This is a genomic window from Mesorhizobium shangrilense (genome assembly GCF_028826155.1).
In the GTDB taxonomy this organism is placed as follows: domain Bacteria; phylum Pseudomonadota; class Alphaproteobacteria; order Rhizobiales; family Rhizobiaceae; genus Arvimicrobium; species Arvimicrobium flavum.
Genome location: NZ_JAQGPN010000001.1, coordinates 4,062,542 through 4,076,872 on the forward strand (window position 1 = coordinate 4,062,542; position 14,331 = coordinate 4,076,872).

Genomic DNA, 14,331 nt, shown 5'->3' on the forward strand with positions numbered 1-14,331 from the left:
GCCGATCATAACATCGTCAGCCACGCCGCGGCATGCCTTATTCTACACGAGGCTGACGCCGTTGCGCGATCGCTGTTTGCACGGATGCTCTTTGCCGAAAGCCACATGACGGCAGGCTATGCCGTCATGCTTAGCGCTTGGTTTAAACCGCGCGGCTGATACAGAATTCGATCACTTCGATGAGCGCCGCCTTCTGAGGCGTGGCTGGCAGAGGCGCCAGCGCGTCCCTGGCAATCTCGCCGAAGTGGCGGGCGCGGCCGACCGTATCGGCGATCGCGCCGTAGCGGGCCATCAGGCCGATGGCCTTTTCAAGCGAAGCGTCGTCAGCTTCGTTGTTCTCGATCGCCGCCTTCCAGAACTCGCGCTCGGAGGCGGTGCCGCGCCGGTAGGCCAGGATCACCGGGAGCGTGACCTTGCCCTCGCGAAAATCGTCGCCGACGTTCTTGCCGAGATCCGTGCTGTTGCCGCCATAGTCGAGCGCATCGTCGATCAGCTGGAACGCCAGACCGAGGTTCATGCCGTAGGATCGCAGCGCGGCGCGGTCGTTCTTGGACGCCGACGCGATGACGGGGCCGACCTCGGCTGCCGCCGAGAACAGCGCCGCGGTCTTGGCCTTGATCACCGAAAAATGCTCGTCCTCGGTCGTTTCGAGGTTCTTGGCGGCGGCAAGCTGCATGACCTCGCCTTCGGCGATGATCGAGGCGGCCGAAGAAAGGATGTCCAGCGCGTCGAGAGAGCCGACATCCACCATCATGCGGAAGGCCTGGCCGAGCAGGAAATCGCCGACCAGCACGCTCGCCTGGTTACCCCAGATCATGCGGGCGGTCTTCTTGCCGCGCCTGAGGTCGCTCTCGTCGACGACGTCGTCGTGCAGGAGCGTCGCGGTGTGCATGAACTCGACGCTGGTGGCGAGCTTCACATGGCCATCGCCCGAATAGCCGAACATCTGCGCCGCAGCCAGCGTCACCATCGGACGCAGCCGCTTGCCACCCGACGAGATCAGATGGTTCGCAACCTCGGGAATCATCTCGACGTCGGAACCGGCCTTGGACAGGATCAGTTCGTTGACGCGCTTCATGTCGCCGGCCGTCAGGTCGATCAGCGGCTTGATCGACGCGGCCTCGCGCTTACCGTCCTCAAGATTGACGACTACACCCACAAGAATGCTCCGATTTCAGTCGCGCCTTGTTTGCACCGCTGGCGCAAAGAGTCTAGGGCGCGCGTCGTCGGCACCGCAAGCGGCGAATTGGCGCGGCGTGGCGATTGCATTGGGCGCTAGGCCATGCGAAGCCCCTGCAGGGAGAAGGCGCGTCGGCGTGTCCGATCGCATGATTAGGCAATCGAGGGTTCGCCGGTGCGAGATTGGCCTATCCGATTTTGGCAGTCCCTTTCAGCCGTCGGGCTGCTGCTGGCAACGCTTTTCTTCGCGGCATCGCTCACTCCGAGCCTGGTCCCGCGGCCATTTGTTCTCCAAGGCGTGCTCTCAGGCCTGTCGCTTGCCGCCGGCTATGGCCTGGGCGCTCTCGCTGAATGGATCTGGGACTCACTGCAACTGCGCCGGCCTTCGGGCCGCCTCCGGCGCTTCCTGCAGATTGGTGCTGCCGTCATTCTCGCAGTTGTCGCCGCGACGTTCCTCTGGAAGGCGTCGGAATGGCAGAACTCGATCCGCGTGCTGATGGATTTGCCGCCCGTCGACAGCGCACATCCTACGAAGGTGGGCCTGATCGCACTCGCGGTGTTCGCTCTGATGATCGCTCTGGCCCGCATTTTCCAGATCGTTTTCCGCCTTTCGTCCAGGGCGCTGGCGCGCTTCGCACCGGGGCCTGTGGCCATGCTGGCGGGAGCAGCGATAGCCACCTTCCTGTTCTGGTCGATCGCAGACGGCATTTTCTTCCACTGGGCGCTGCGCGCGGCCGACGCCTCCTTCAAGCAGCTCGACGCGCTGATCGAGGAAGATATTCCGCGGCCCACGGACCCGAACAAGACGGGCAGCTCGGCCTCGCTGATCAAGTGGCGCGGCCTGGGGCGGCAGGGCCGTGCCTTTGTCGCGACCGGCCCGACGCAGCAGGACATCGGCAATTTCCTGCAGCGGGACGCGATGGAGCCGATCCGCGTCTATGCAGGGCTCAACTCGGCCGAAACGCCGGAAGAGCGCGCGCAACTGGCGCTGGCCGAACTGAAGCGCGTCGGCGGCTTCGAGCGCTCGTCGCTGCTGGTCATCGTACCCACGGGTACAGGCTGGGTCGACCCCGCCGCCAGCAATTCGGTCGAGTATCTCCACGGCGGCGACATCGCCAGCATCGCGGTACAGTACTCCTACCTGACGAGCTGGCTATCGCTGCTGGTCGAACCGGACTATGGCAGCGAGACGTCGCGGGCGCTGTTCCACGCGGTCTACGACTACTGGACGAAGCTTCCCAAGGACACGCGTCCAAAACTCTACCTGCACGGCCTGAGCCTCGGCGCGCTGAACTCCGAACTGTCGGTGGAACTTCTCGAGGTGGTTGGCGACCCGTTTCAGGGCGCGCTCTGGAGCGGCCCGCCCTTTCCCAGCCCGCTCTGGGGTTCCGTCACACGCAGACGCGTGCCCGACTCGCCCTCCTGGCTGCCGCGATTCGGCAACGGGTCCGTCGTACGCTTCACCTCGCAGCAGAACGCGCTCAATATCCCCGGCGCGAACTGGGGCGCAATGCGGATCGTCTACCTCCAGTACGCCAGCGATGCAGTGACCTTCTTCGACCCGCGCTCCATCTACCAGGCTCCTTCGTGGATGGTCGGCCCCCGCGGACCCGATGTCTCTCCCGAACTGCGCTGGTATCCGGTGGTGACCTTCCTGCAGCTGCTGCTCGATCTAGCCACCGCCACGACCACGCCGATCGGACACGGCCACGTCTACGCTCCCCAGCACTACATCGACGCCTGGATCGCGGTGACAGATGTGCAGGGCTGGAGCACGGAAAACATCGAGCGACTGAAGGTCAAGCTGGCGAAAGAAATGCCGTAACCTAGGCGGCGCAGTTTACAGCTGCGCCACAAACTGCGACCTTTCCGACATGATCGAGCTCATCCGCACCAACGATGCCGTCGTCATTTCCTTTGTCGAGGCTCTGCTGCGCGACGCCGGAATCCGCTTCGTGGTCGCCGACCAGAACATGAGCGTGCTAGACGGCTCGATCGGCATCCTGCCGCGCCGCATGCTGATCGACGAAGAAGACGCCCCTACCGCGCGCAAACTCCTGGAGGACGCCGGGATCGCCAAGGAGATCAGCGGCCGCTGAGCCGCTGCAACCCGAAACTCTGGCTCACTTTCCGTAAGCGGCCAGAAAAATCCGCACGCATTCACGCGCGTGACCCCGCAGCGCATCCGGGGACGGAATGGCGTCGTCTCCCAAAAGCATCGCGTCATTGACCGGCGCGCCCATGACGAGCCAGTTGAAGAACGACGCAGCGACGCGCGCATCCTCGACCGCGACCGCGCTGCGTTGCCGATAGAGTTCGAAGGCCCGGGTGAGCCGGTCGATGGCGTGCTGGGGGCCGCGCGTATGCAGCGCCTTGCCCAGCTCCGGGAAACGCCCCGCCTCCGCAATGACGAGGCGGCGCAGCTGCATCAGCCTCGGCGTCATCACGATCGCAAGCTGCTGCTCGGCGTATTCCAGCAGAAACTCCTCGACTGGCCTCTCCCCGTCGGGGTCCTCGACTCGCTCCTGCATCGTATCGGCCGCGCCGCCCGTCATGCCGGCAACGACCTCCAGGAACAGCGATTCCTTGCTCGCGTAGTGCGCATAGACCGTCTGCTTGGACACGCCGGCGGTCGCCGCCACCTCGTCCATGCTGGTTCCCGCGAAACCGTGCTTCAAAAACAAGTCGGAGGCGGCCTGCACGATCGAACGGCGAGAGCGCTCCACACGGGTCCGCGCTGTTTTCGTCATTTCCACCACGATATGTTCCAGCTCATTCCTGAAAGCGTACCCGGGTCACATTGACAAATCAAACTGGACCGTCCAGTCTAATTTGTATGGAGGAACGGTCATGGCGCGAGACATTCTGGTCGCCACATGCGGCTGCGGGCATACGAGGATCGAAGCACGTGGCGCGCCCATCATCGCCGCCAACTGCTACTGCGACAGCTGCCGGCGCGCGGGCCACATCTTCGAGACGCTCCCCGGCGCACCGAAAGTAGTCGACAATGATGGCGGCACGCCGTTCATCCTCTACCGGAAGGATCGCGTCGTGGTGACGAACGGGCGGGAGACGCTTCGCGAGCACCGCATCAAGCCGGACTCCAAGACCCGAAGGATCGTTGCGAGCTGCTGCAACGCGCCGATGTTCCTCGAATTCACCAGCGGACACTGGCTGTCGCTGTACAAGGGGCGTTTCGCGCCGCAGGACCAGCCGCCGGTCGAGATCCGGACGATGACGGGCGACCGCCAGGCGGGGCCTGACTTCAGCGACGGCGTGCCGAGCTACAAGACGCACTCGGTGCGCTTCATGTGGCAGTTGATGAAGGCATGGGCAGCGATGGGTTTCCGCGCGCCCAAGGTCGACGGGATCAAGGGAGAACTCGCCCAGCCCTCCCGCTGAAGGATGGGCGTCATCACCTGCATTGAAACTCGCGCCGTGACCTGCCACGGTCACGCCATGATAGAGCTACCGCACACCGGCCACGTTGCCATCACTATCTTCGCGCCGCAGCCGCTGCGCGGGACTGGCATCGTCAACGGGAGCGTCCGTTGAACGAGGTCGCCGCCTTGCCGGAAGCAGCCAGGCACGACACTCTCGACGCCTTCCACCGCGGCGCGTTCCATCTGGTGCAGCCGACAGGCCGGGGCCATCGCGCCGGCATGGACGCCATGATGCTAGGAGCGGCGGTCCCGACAAGCTTCGGCGGGCGGCTCGCCGATTTCGGCGCGGGCGCGGGGGCAGCCGGAATGGCCGTCGCATCCCGCTGCCCCCGAAGCTCAGTGGTCCTTGTCGAGCGCGCACCCGAGATGGCCGAGTACGCGCGGCTGAGCCGCGACCATCCGCTCAACCGACATCTGGCGGATCGGGTCTCTGTCCTCGAAGCGGACGTTTCTCTCACGGGAAAAAAACGAGTCGCGGCAGGGCTTTCAGACGCCGCCTTCGACTTCGTCATCATGAACCCGCCCTTCAACGCGGCCGCCGACCGCGCAACGCCCGACGCGCTGAAGCGCGCCGCCCATGTGATGGAGGACGGGCTGTTCGAAAGCTGGCTGCGCAGCGCCGCCGCCGTGCTCAAGCCCCGCGGCGGATTGGCGATCATCGCTCGTCCGGTCTCGCTCGCCGCCATACTCGCGTCCACCGCGGGGCGGTTCGGCGGCGTCGAGATCTTGCCGGTGCATCCGCGCGCGGAACAACCTGCGATCCGTATCGTCCTGCGCGCCGTCCGGGGTTCACGCGCGGGACTGTCCCTGAAACCTCCGCTCGTTCTCCACGGGACGGGCGAACGCTTTTCGGAACAGGCCGACGCGATCAGCAATGGCCGCGCATCGCTTTTCGGCGATTGAAGGCCCCGCTTCGCGACCAACGCCATTGCGCAGGTTTGCCAAGTCACTACATCCAGCGGAGACCAACCGGAGAGCTTTCGAGTGAATCGCATTTTCAGCCGCCTGCTGCCGAAATCCATGCGGAGCGAGGCCGTCACCATTCCGGTGGTGAGGCTCAACGGCGCCATCATGTCGGGCGGCGGCCAGTTCCGGCAGACGCTGTCGCTCGCCTCGACCGCCGGCGTGCTGGAGAAAGCCTTCGCAGTCGACGCCCCGGCGATCGCCATCTCGATCAATTCTCCCGGCGGCTCGCCCGTACAGTCGCGCTTGATTTTCAAGCGCATACGCGATCTCGCTCAGGAAAAGAATCGGACAGTTCTCGTGTTCGTCGAGGACGTGGCGGCGTCCGGCGGCTACATGATCGCGATTGCCGGCGACGAGATCTTCGCCGACCCGTCATCGATCGTCGGCTCGATCGGGGTGGTGTCGGCTTCGTTCGGTTTTACCGAACTGCTCAACAAGATCGGGGTGGAACGCCGCGTCTACACGGCCGGCAAGAACAAGGCGCTGCTCGACCCATTCCGTCCGGAAAAGCCCGAGGACGTGGAGCGGCTGAAGGCGCTGCAGCTCGAGGTCCATGACACTTTCATCGACCTGGTGAAGTCGCGCCGCGGCGTCAGGCTGAAGGACGACCCCGACCTCTTCACCGGTCTTTTCTGGAGCGGCAAGAAGGGTCTTGAACTCGGCCTGGTGGACCAGCTCGGCGACATGCGGACGATCCTGAAGGAACGCTACGGACCGAAGACGCGGCTCAAGCTGATCACCGCGCCGCGCGGTATCTTCGGCCGCAAATTCAATCTGTTCGGAACGCGCAGCGAGGCCGAGATGGCGGACTTCGCCGGCTCAGCGGCTTCAGGCCTCATCCGCGCCATCGAAGATCGCGCGCTCTGGAACCGCTTCGGCCTTTGAAAAACCCTCAAACCCGGATAATCTCGGCCATCTAACCCAATATGCGCGGCCGACGAAACGGCCGGTGAGTGGGAGAAGGACATGCCGCAGCTCATCTTCTTCGCAGTGGTCGGCGTCGCGGCCTATTTTGTGTACCGCGCCTTCGTGCGCGAGGCGGAGCGCGTGACAGCCAAGATCCGCAGGGAGGAGCGCCAGGCGCGCAGCGGTACCTCAGGGACCCTCGTTAAGGACCCGAAGACCGGCGAATATCGCCTGGCCAAGGATTGAGCGTCGCCTTTCCAGTGGATCAGCAGGTACACCCGATATCCCGGCTCGCGCCGGCAAAGATCAACCTCGCGCTGCACGTCACCGGTCGACGGTCGGATGGTTTTCATCTGCTCGAGAGCCTGGTGGTGTTCGCGCGGTTCGGCGACCGGGTCGAGGCGACGCTCGCCGACGCGGACGAGCTTGTCGTAACCGGCCGGTATGCGCCAGACGTCCCGCTCGATGACGGCAATCTCGTCGTGAAGGCTCGCGACGCCTTGCGCAGCAAGGCCGGCGACAAGAAAGCTCCACCGGTGCGCATCACGCTCGAGAAGAACCTGCCCGTCGCGTCGGGCGTCGGCGGCGGTTCGAGCGACGCCGCGGCGACCCTGCATGCCCTGGCCGGCGCGTGGGGCATGGAAATGGACGGGCCGGAGTTAGCGGAGATCGCCCTGACGCTCGGCGCGGATGTGCCGATGTGCCTGGCAGCGAAACCGCTGGTCGCGCGCGGCATCGGCGAAGAGTTGTCGCTTGTTCCCAACCTCCTCCCGCTCGGTCTCGTGCTCGTCAATCCGGGCGTGCCGGTGCTCACGGCAGACGTGTTCGCGGCGCTGGCCAGCAGCGACAACAGCCCGCTGCCGCCGCTGCCGGTCCATCTCGACTTTCACGGGGTCAGGAACTGGCTCGCCATCACGCGCAACGACCTCGAGCCGGCGGCACGGGCGATCCAGCCGTCGATCGGCGCAGCCATTGCCGCACTGGACAAGGCGGGGTCGGGCTTCACGCGCATGTCGGGGTCCGGGGCGACATGCTTCGGGCTGTTCGAATCGGGGAACATGGCCAAGCGCGCCGCGGCCGCCATTCGCAGCCGGCATCCGGACTGGTTCGTGGCGGCGACGCGCACGATCTCCTCGGAGGCCGAAGACCGATGATCCGCATCGACGATACGCGCCCGTTCATCCCCGTGCAGATTGCGGTGCTCACCGTGTCGGACACCCGTAGCCTTGCCGAAGACAGATCGGGCCAGACGCTGGCAGATCGCATCGCCGAGGCAGGCCACCTACTCGCCGCCCGCGACATCATCACCGACGACGCCGGGAAGATCCGCGACAAGGTGCTCGGTTGGTCCAAGGACCCCGGCATCGACGTGGTGATCACGACCGGCGGCACCGGTTTTACCGGGCGCGACGTGACGCCGGAGGCTCTGGAACCGATCTTCGAAAAGCGCATGGACGGGTTTTCCGAGGTCTTCCACCGCATTTCCTACGACAAGATCGGCACGTCGACCGTACAGTCGCGGGCGACCGGCGGCGTCGTCAACGCCACATTCGTATTCGTTCTCCCCGGCTCGCCTGGCGCCTGCAAGGACGCGTGGGACGGCATCCTGAAGCCGCAGCTCGACTACCGCCACATGCCCTGCAATTTTGTGGAGATCATGCCGCGGTTGGACGAGCACCTGCGGCGCAGCAAGAGTTAGCGCCTGACGCCAGCACGCGTGTCGTGGCGAGCCCGCGAACGTCCCTAGGCCTGCGCGGGGACGATTTCCGCGCTCAGCCGCTTGGTCGCCAAACCGCTCGCAAGGCTTTCTGCGTCACGCGCGGACTTCGCGAGGGCTGCAGCCTGGCGCCTCTGGATCAGCAATCCGTTCGCCAGCGCCCTGTTGCGTGAAAAGACACGCGAGAGGAACGGCGCCCGCGCAGCCTTTGCGCGGCTGAACTGCGCCGCGATGGTCGACTTCGACACGTGATGGACGACCGGCTCGATCCATCCTTCTGAGAGCCGGGCACCCGGCTCGAGAATGAGCAGCCAGTCGCCCTTGGCCTGCTTCACGGCGTCGGCGATGCCTTCGGTCACGAAATGACAGCCCGCGTGCTCCGCCACGTGGTGCGTCTCGTCGGTCGAGCCGCAGTCGCAAACGATGACGTCGCGGATCACGCCGTCCACGGCGCCTGGGACCAGCGACGCAAGCGTACGCGCCAGCCCCTCCTCGCTGTTCTTCGTCTCGATCAGAACGGTCAGCATACCTTACCGATTACCGCAAAGGCCGGCCCAACGCCAGTTGCGGAAAAGAGTAAAAAGTTCTTGATTTGTTCCGCACCGCAACCTAGGAATAATTTCATGAGAACGGCGAGTCGAACAAAAAGCGACAGTCCCTGGGAGCGCGCAAAAGTGGAACAGGTCGTGCGAGCCGACATTACAGCCTTCGGTGCAGGAAGAGCCGAGATGGCGAACGCGATGATCGAACAGAGCGGCCTCCGGGTCAGGCCGGACCGCAACCGCGGGCGATCCGCGGGCATCAATCCGTCCGGCCGCTACGAGCCGATGTCGCGGACCGTCTTCGATGACGGCTGGAACTCGCTGGAGGAACTGCCGCCCTTCAAGACCGAGGTGCAGGTCGAGAAGCCGCGCACGATCATCACGCGCAACTCGTCGCCGGATATCTCCTTCGATCGCTCCATCAATCCCTATCGCGGCTGCGAGCACGGCTGTGTCTATTGTTTCGCGCGGCCGACCCACGCCTATATGGGCCTTTCACCGGGGCTCGACTTCGAATCGAAGCTGTTCGCCAAGCCGGACGCCGCGCACCTGCTGTCGCGCGAACTCTCGAAAGAGGGCTATCAGCCGCGCACCATCGCGATCGGCACCAATACGGATCCCTACCAGCCGATCGAGAAGCAGTATCGCATCATGCGCGAAGTCCTCGAGGTGCTGGAAGCGCGGCAGCATCCCGTCGGAATCGTGACCAAGTCCGCGCTCGTGACGCGCGACATCGACATACTGAGCCGCATGGCCGAGAAAGGGCTGGCCAAGGTGGCGCTGTCGGTGACGACGCTCGACCGCAAGCTGGCGCGGACGATGGAGCCGCGCGCCTCGACCCCGAGCAAGCGGCTTGAGGCCATGCGGCAGCTGCACGAGGCGGGCATCCCCGTCTCCGTCATGGTGGCGCCGATCATTCCCGGCCTCAACGATTCAGAGGTCGAGCGCATCCTCGAGTCGGCCCGGGCGCAGGGCGCCGCCGAGGCGGGCTATGTGATCCTGCGCCTTCCGCTCGAAGTCAGTCCGATCTTCAAGGATTGGCTGCTGCGGCACTACCCGGACAGGTATCGCCATGTGATGTCCCTGATCCGCTCGATGCGGGACGGCAAGGACTACGATTCCGAATGGGGCAAGCGCATGAAGGGCAGCGGCCCCTATGCCTGGCAGATCGGCCGCCGCTTCGAGATCGCGGCCAAGCGCCTGGAATTGAACGTCGAGAAGCGGCAGCTGAGAACCGACCTGTTCGAGCCGGGCGACCGGGAGAACGAACAACTCATTCTGATCTGATCTGATCCGATTTGATCTAATCCGACCTGATCTCGAACGCACGCACCTCTCGATCAAAAAGAACCCGCCCGGCCCGCCCCAGGCCCGACGGCGCCCTCCCGCCGCTCCCCACGGCCGGGAAGGCTTGCGGAGAATCGGAACCGATGCGACCATCGCCGCATCATGGCTCGCCGGACTTCCGATTCTCCGCCCCTCTTCGAAATCATCGCGAAACCCGACTTCTCGTTCGAGCGGTCGGCGATGCGCGACGGACACGCCCCGGTTGCCGGGATGGACGAGGCCGGGCGCGGTCCCCTCGCCGGCCCCGTGGTGGCGGCTGCGGTCATTCTGAACCCACGCAGGATTCCGAAGGGGCTGGACGATTCCAAGCGGCTGACCTTTGCCCAGCGCGAAACCCTGTTCGACGAAATCCTCGCCAAGGCCGAGGCGGTCTCGATGGCCTCGGTCTCGGCCGAAGGGATCGACAGCGTGAATATTCTGCGGGCGAGCCTCGAAGCGATGCGCCGCGCCATCTGCGGTTTGCACATCAAGCCGAAGATGGCGCTGGCCGACGGCCGCGATGTGCCGCCCGGGCTGCCATGCCTGGGCCGGGCCCTCGTCAAGGGCGACCAGCGCTCGCAGTCGATCGCAGCAGCCTCGATCGTCGCAAAAGTCATGCGAGACCGCATGATGTGCGGCTGCGGCCGCGCCGATCAGCGCTACGGCTTCGAGATCCATATGGGTTATGCGACCGAGCGCCATCGTTCGGCCATCGAAATCCATGGCGCCGTGCCCCGCCTCCACCGCGCTTCCTTTGCGCCGTTCCGCATCGCCGCGGAGGCGGAGATCGAGGTCGAGGCGCTAGTCTAAAGCTGTTCGCGAGTCGCGCCTCTCAACGGGGCTTGCCACCGCGACCGATCGGCAACGCGCCCTCACATCCTCTCCGGGGTCCAGTCGAGGAAGAACCCCACGTCTCCCGGAATGCCGCCCGGGAAGTTGATGATCGTGGCCTTGAGCTTGAAGCCCTGCGGCTTGCCGAATTCGAGATATCGAAGGTAGAACTCCTTCGCCTTCCCCTGCAGCGTGTCGGTCCATTTCGGATCGCCGCTATTGATCGCCCGCCCACTGTCGCTGCAGAGGTCCGAAGGGAAACTGTAGACCATGGCCTCGTACTTGCCGTCCCTCACCGCGTTCATGACGAGGCGTCGCACCATGGCAATCTCGTTCTCCGAGACCTGATTCTTCAGGAAATCCTCGGTGAAGGCTGTCAGTCTCTGCTGCTCCTTGTTTTTCTGGGTCTCGAATTTCCTTGCCTCTTTCATCTGCTCTTCCAGCAGCATCATGCGAAGCTGGTCGGCGCTCGGCGGGGTATCGTTCTTCTTGATGTCGGGCATTTTGCTTCTGCTCCTTGCGTGAGGAAGGGGGCACCTGCAGGCTGAGGTGCGGCTATGCGATCAGAGCACCTCCGGCACCAGGCGCCGCGGATAATCGTCATCGACGAAGTCGTCGGGCCGCTTCTGCCGCTTGCCCAGCTTCGGTTCCTGGAACGGGACGCGCCGATACGGGATCGAGTGCAGAATATGCGAGATGCAATTGACCCGCGCGCGCTTCTTGTCGTCCGACGGAACGATCCACCAAGGAGCGTGCTCGGTGTCCGTGGCGCGTATCATCTCGCCGTAGGCGCGCGTGTAGTCCCACCAACGCCGGTAGGACTCGATGTCCATGGGGCTGAGTTTCCACTGCCGGAGAGGATCATCGATGCGCTGCCGAAAACGCTTCTCCTGTTCCTCTTCGCTCACGTCGAGGAAGTATTTGAGCAGGGTGATGCCGCTTTCGACGATGGCGGCCTCGAAACGGGGCGCCAGTTCCAGGAAGCGACGCGCCTTCTTCTCGCTGCAGAATCCCATCACGCGCTCGACGCCCGGCCGGTTGTACCAGGAGCGATCGAAGATCACGACCTCGCCTGCCGCCGGCAGCTGCTGGATGTAGCGCTGCATGTAGATCTGGGTCTTCTCGCGATCCGTCGGCGCCGGCAGCGCCACAACGCGGAACACGCGGGGACTGACCCGCTCGACGATACGCTTGATCAGCCCGCCTTTGCCGGCGGCGTCGCGACCCTCGAAAATAATGACGATGCGTGCGCCGGACTCCTTCACCCAGGCCTGCAGGTAAGCAATCTCGACCTGCAGCTTGGCGAGCTTCTTTTCATAGCGCTCAGCCGACTTCTTCTTTTCCCGCTTCTCGACCGGCTCCGGCTGGCTGTCAGCCTCGGCGACGGCGGGAGCCTCCCCCTCCAGGGTGCCGCCGTCTCGGCGGTCGTTGCGCTTGTTGTTCTCTTTCGTGTCCTTGTCCTTGATCATTGCCTACCTCCCACTACGCTGTGCGAAGATGGCCGCCTGGTCAGGCGGTCGTTTTTTTGAGCCTGAGTGCATCCTCGAGACTGTCGAACACCATTGCGGGGCCGAGGCGCTCGATCACGCCTGCCCGATCGAGAATGCCGCGCACTTCGGCATGGAGCTCCGCCAGCCCCAGCGAAACGCCCCGGCCATGGAGTTCGGCGCAAACCTCCTCGAGCATCGCTGCGGCCGAGCTGTCGACCTGCGGTATCGAACTCGCGTCGATGACCAGCCAGCGGGTGTCGGGCGGCATTCCTTCGGCAATCGTCCGCAACCGCGACTTCACATAGTCGGTATTGAAGAAAAGGAGGCTGCCCTGGAGCACGCAGATGACCATTCCCGGGACCGGACGCGCCTCGGCCATTCGATGCAATTTGTAGAAGCCGTCACGGCCGGCAATCCGGCCGAGCATCGCATCGCGGGGATACATCAGCTTGCGCAGAAGATAGACGAGGGTAGCGCCAATCGCGATGACGACGCCGTTCAGGACGCCAAGGCTGATCGGTCCCCACATTGCTATCAGCGCGAAGGCAAACTCCATCCGGCTGACACGCCACAGCTGGCGCAGGCCGGCGAAGTCGATGAGATTGAGCGCCGTCGCCGCAAGGATCGCCCCCAGCGCAGCGATCGGCAGAACTCGCAAGGCCGGCCCGAGAAAAAGCACCGTCGCAATCAGGGCGAGCGCTGCCACCACGCCCGCCACCTGCGTACGCCCCCCGACCGTCACGTTGACCGCAGTGCGCGAGTCAGAGGCACTCACCGGAAACGCGGCAAAGAGCCCGGCGGCAATGTTCGCGGCGCCGAAACCAACCAGTTCGCGGTTGGGATCGACGGAGTAGCCGCCCCGCGCGCCAAAGCTCTGCGCCGTGACGACACCAGACCCAAAGCTCACGAGGAATATGGCCGCCGCTCCCAGCGCAAGCGTTTCAAAGGGCAGATTTGCGATGGACGGCAGGCTCGGCGCAGGGAGACCGAGGGGAATGTCTCCTACGACGGCGATACCCCGACCTTCGAAGTCGAAGGCGACCGAGAGCGCTCCCGAGACCAGGACCACCAGAACCGGACCGGGAACCGGCAGCCGCACGAGCCGCACAGCTTGCAGCAATGCGAACATCGAGACAGCGACGAGCAAGGTCGGCCAATGAATTGATCCGAGCTTGCCGGCGAGTTCCACGATCGGGCCAATCAGTCCGCTGGCCTGGATATCGAGGCCAGTGAACCGGTCGATTTGCCCAATCAGGATGGAAAGCGAAATTCCGGCAAAGAACCCGATGAGGATGGGACGGGACAGGAAATTTGCCACGACGCCAAGCCGAAGCGCGCGCGCCAGCAGGCATAGGACGCCGACTCCCAAAGCCAAGGCGGCGGCGATCATTGTTCGATCCGCCGCCGGCGGCGAACTTCCCATAACAGCGACAAGAACAGCCGCCAGCACCGTCATCGTGGCCGCATCGGGGCCAACGATGAGCTGCCGGGAAGGTCCGATGAGCGCGTAGGCGAGCAAAGGCCAGATGCTGGCATAGATTCCCGTTTCCGGAGGAAGGCCAGCGATCGCCGGATAGGCAATGGCGCTCGGCAGGCCAACGGCAGCAATCGCCAGACCCGCGGAGATGTCGCTACGGAGCCAGCTCGCCTTGTATCCTGCAAGGTTCGTCAGCAACGGCGGGCGCCAGCCAAAAGCGCTCCCGGCCTTCCTGCCCGTCGATGCTACTCTAGCCGCTCCCATTCGCAGAATGGACGTCATGACATCTTTACCTGAGAGACCAATGATTTGCCGTCAAACTGTCCTTGCACCACAGGACAGCAGGCTTTGTCGTGACGCGATCCCTTGCTCGCCGCCATACCTTGTTCTCTCGGGCTGATTGTGGCCCGACAGGCATAGGGTTCAAGGATCGAGGGGTAAGTTACCGTAGCGC

General features: G+C 64.4%; 16 protein-coding genes. 10 read left to right on the plus strand and 6 right to left on the minus strand.

Going from position 1 to position 14,331, the window contains the following annotated elements:
- Positions 1 to 142: 142 nt before the first annotated feature.
- A complete protein-coding gene (locus PD284_RS19690) occupies positions 143 to 1,159 on the minus strand; it encodes a polyprenyl synthetase family protein (RefSeq protein WP_274629832.1) in 1,017 nt (338 codons plus the stop codon).
- A 195-nt stretch (positions 1,160 to 1,354) separates the two neighbouring features.
- Between PD284_RS19690 and PD284_RS19695 the strand changes: the two genes are divergently transcribed.
- Entirely contained in the window at positions 1,355 to 3,004 is a 1,650-nt protein-coding gene (locus PD284_RS19695) for an alpha/beta hydrolase (protein ID WP_274629833.1), read from the plus strand.
- 49 nt (positions 3,005 to 3,053) lie between these two features.
- Positions 3,054 to 3,278 carry a putative signal transducing protein gene (locus PD284_RS19700; protein ID WP_274629834.1) on the plus strand — a complete coding sequence of 75 codons (225 nt, stop codon included), beginning with the start codon at positions 3,054 to 3,056 and terminating at the stop codon, positions 3,276 to 3,278.
- A 24-nt stretch (positions 3,279 to 3,302) separates the two neighbouring features.
- Here the strand turns inward: PD284_RS19700 and PD284_RS19705 are convergent, their stop codons facing one another.
- Positions 3,303 to 3,929 (minus strand): TetR/AcrR family transcriptional regulator, encoded by a 627-nt coding sequence (locus PD284_RS19705; RefSeq protein WP_274629835.1) that lies wholly within the window; start codon positions 3,927 to 3,929, stop codon positions 3,303 to 3,305.
- Positions 3,930 to 4,029: 100 nt separating this feature from the next.
- On the opposite strand from PD284_RS19705, the gene PD284_RS19710 reads away from it, so the two are divergent.
- The 6 genes from PD284_RS19710 to moaB all read left to right on the plus strand — a co-directional run bounded on the left by PD284_RS19710 (position 4,030) and on the right by moaB (position 8,193).
- Positions 4,030 to 4,581, plus strand: coding sequence for a GFA family protein (locus PD284_RS19710; RefSeq protein ID WP_274629836.1), 552 nt, complete (start codon positions 4,030 to 4,032; stop codon positions 4,579 to 4,581).
- Positions 4,582 to 4,730: 149 nt separating this feature from the next.
- Complete coding sequence (locus PD284_RS19715; RefSeq protein ID WP_274629837.1) at positions 4,731 to 5,525, plus strand: tRNA1(Val) (adenine(37)-N6)-methyltransferase; 795 nt, start codon at positions 4,731 to 4,733, stop codon at positions 5,523 to 5,525.
- Between the two features lie 117 nt (positions 5,526 to 5,642).
- Positions 5,643 to 6,473 carry a S49 family peptidase gene (locus tag PD284_RS19720; RefSeq protein ID WP_411956280.1) on the plus strand — a complete coding sequence of 277 codons (831 nt, stop codon included), beginning with the start codon at positions 5,643 to 5,645 and terminating at the stop codon, positions 6,471 to 6,473.
- 81 nt (positions 6,474 to 6,554) lie between these two features.
- Positions 6,555 to 6,740, plus strand: coding sequence for a hypothetical protein (locus PD284_RS19725; RefSeq protein ID WP_274629839.1), 186 nt, complete (start codon positions 6,555 to 6,557; stop codon positions 6,738 to 6,740).
- Positions 6,737 to 7,648 (plus strand): 4-(cytidine 5'-diphospho)-2-C-methyl-D-erythritol kinase, encoded by a 912-nt coding sequence (locus tag PD284_RS19730; RefSeq protein ID WP_411956234.1) that lies wholly within the window; start codon positions 6,737 to 6,739, stop codon positions 7,646 to 7,648. Before PD284_RS19725 ends, PD284_RS19730 begins: the two co-directional genes overlap by 4 nt.
- Positions 7,645 to 8,193, plus strand: a complete 549-nt coding sequence (gene moaB, locus PD284_RS19735; protein WP_274629840.1) for a molybdenum cofactor biosynthesis protein B — start codon at positions 7,645 to 7,647, stop codon at positions 8,191 to 8,193. Before PD284_RS19730 ends, moaB begins: the two co-directional genes overlap by 4 nt.
- 44 nt (positions 8,194 to 8,237) lie before the next feature.
- Here the strand turns inward: moaB and PD284_RS19740 are convergent, their stop codons facing one another.
- Positions 8,238 to 8,738, minus strand: a complete 501-nt coding sequence (locus PD284_RS19740) for a glycosyltransferase (protein WP_274629841.1) — start codon at positions 8,736 to 8,738, stop codon at positions 8,238 to 8,240.
- A 147-nt stretch (positions 8,739 to 8,885) separates the two neighbouring features.
- Between PD284_RS19740 and PD284_RS19745 the strand changes: the two genes are divergently transcribed.
- A complete protein-coding gene (locus PD284_RS19745; protein ID WP_274629842.1) occupies positions 8,886 to 10,040 on the plus strand; it encodes a PA0069 family radical SAM protein in 1,155 nt (384 codons plus the stop codon).
- Positions 10,041 to 10,202: 162 nt separating this feature from the next.
- Entirely contained in the window at positions 10,203 to 10,889 is a 687-nt protein-coding gene (locus tag PD284_RS19750; RefSeq protein ID WP_274629843.1) for a ribonuclease HII, read from the plus strand.
- Positions 10,890 to 10,951: 62 nt separating this feature from the next.
- Here the strand turns inward: PD284_RS19750 and PD284_RS19755 are convergent, their stop codons facing one another.
- From PD284_RS19755 to PD284_RS19765, 3 genes are read right to left on the minus strand one after another with little or no spacing between them, the layout of a single operon-like run.
- Positions 10,952 to 11,413: a histidine kinase gene (locus tag PD284_RS19755; protein WP_274629844.1), complete on the minus strand. Its 462-nt coding sequence runs from the start codon at positions 11,411 to 11,413 to the stop codon at positions 10,952 to 10,954.
- Positions 11,414 to 11,473: 60 nt separating this feature from the next.
- A complete protein-coding gene (ppk2, locus tag PD284_RS19760; protein ID WP_274629845.1) occupies positions 11,474 to 12,379 on the minus strand; it encodes a polyphosphate kinase 2 in 906 nt (301 codons plus the stop codon).
- A gap of 40 nt (positions 12,380 to 12,419) precedes the next feature.
- Entirely contained in the window at positions 12,420 to 14,141 is a 1,722-nt protein-coding gene (locus PD284_RS19765; protein WP_411956281.1) for a SulP family inorganic anion transporter, read from the minus strand.
- Between the last annotated feature and the right edge of the window lie 190 nt (positions 14,142 to 14,331).

What these genes read in the sequence shown, in the direction of transcription:
- PD284_RS19700 (WP_274629834.1), top strand. Translation starts at nt 3,054, where the DNA reads ATGATCGAGCTCATCCGCACCAACGATGCCGTCGTCATTTCCTTTGTC.
- PD284_RS19705 (WP_274629835.1), bottom strand. Translation starts at nt 3,929, where the DNA reads ATGACGAAAACAGCGCGGACCCGTGTGGAGCGCTCTCGCCGTTCGATC.
- PD284_RS19710 (WP_274629836.1), top strand. Translation starts at nt 4,030, where the DNA reads ATGGCGCGAGACATTCTGGTCGCCACATGCGGCTGCGGGCATACGAGG.
- PD284_RS19720 (WP_411956280.1), top strand. Translation starts at nt 5,643, where the DNA reads ATGCGGAGCGAGGCCGTCACCATTCCGGTGGTGAGGCTCAACGGCGCC.
- PD284_RS19725 (WP_274629839.1), top strand. Translation starts at nt 6,555, where the DNA reads ATGCCGCAGCTCATCTTCTTCGCAGTGGTCGGCGTCGCGGCCTATTTT.
- moaB (WP_274629840.1), top strand. Translation starts at nt 7,645, where the DNA reads ATGATCCGCATCGACGATACGCGCCCGTTCATCCCCGTGCAGATTGCG.
- PD284_RS19740 (WP_274629841.1), bottom strand. Translation starts at nt 8,738, where the DNA reads ATGCTGACCGTTCTGATCGAGACGAAGAACAGCGAGGAGGGGCTGGCG.
- PD284_RS19750 (WP_274629843.1), top strand. Translation starts at nt 10,203, where the DNA reads ATGGCTCGCCGGACTTCCGATTCTCCGCCCCTCTTCGAAATCATCGCG.
- PD284_RS19755 (WP_274629844.1), bottom strand. Translation starts at nt 11,413, where the DNA reads ATGCCCGACATCAAGAAGAACGATACCCCGCCGAGCGCCGACCAGCTT.
- ppk2 (WP_274629845.1), bottom strand. Translation starts at nt 12,379, where the DNA reads ATGATCAAGGACAAGGACACGAAAGAGAACAACAAGCGCAACGACCGC.
- PD284_RS19765 (WP_411956281.1), bottom strand. Translation starts at nt 14,141, where the DNA reads ATGGGAGCGGCTAGAGTAGCATCGACGGGCAGGAAGGCCGGGAGCGCT.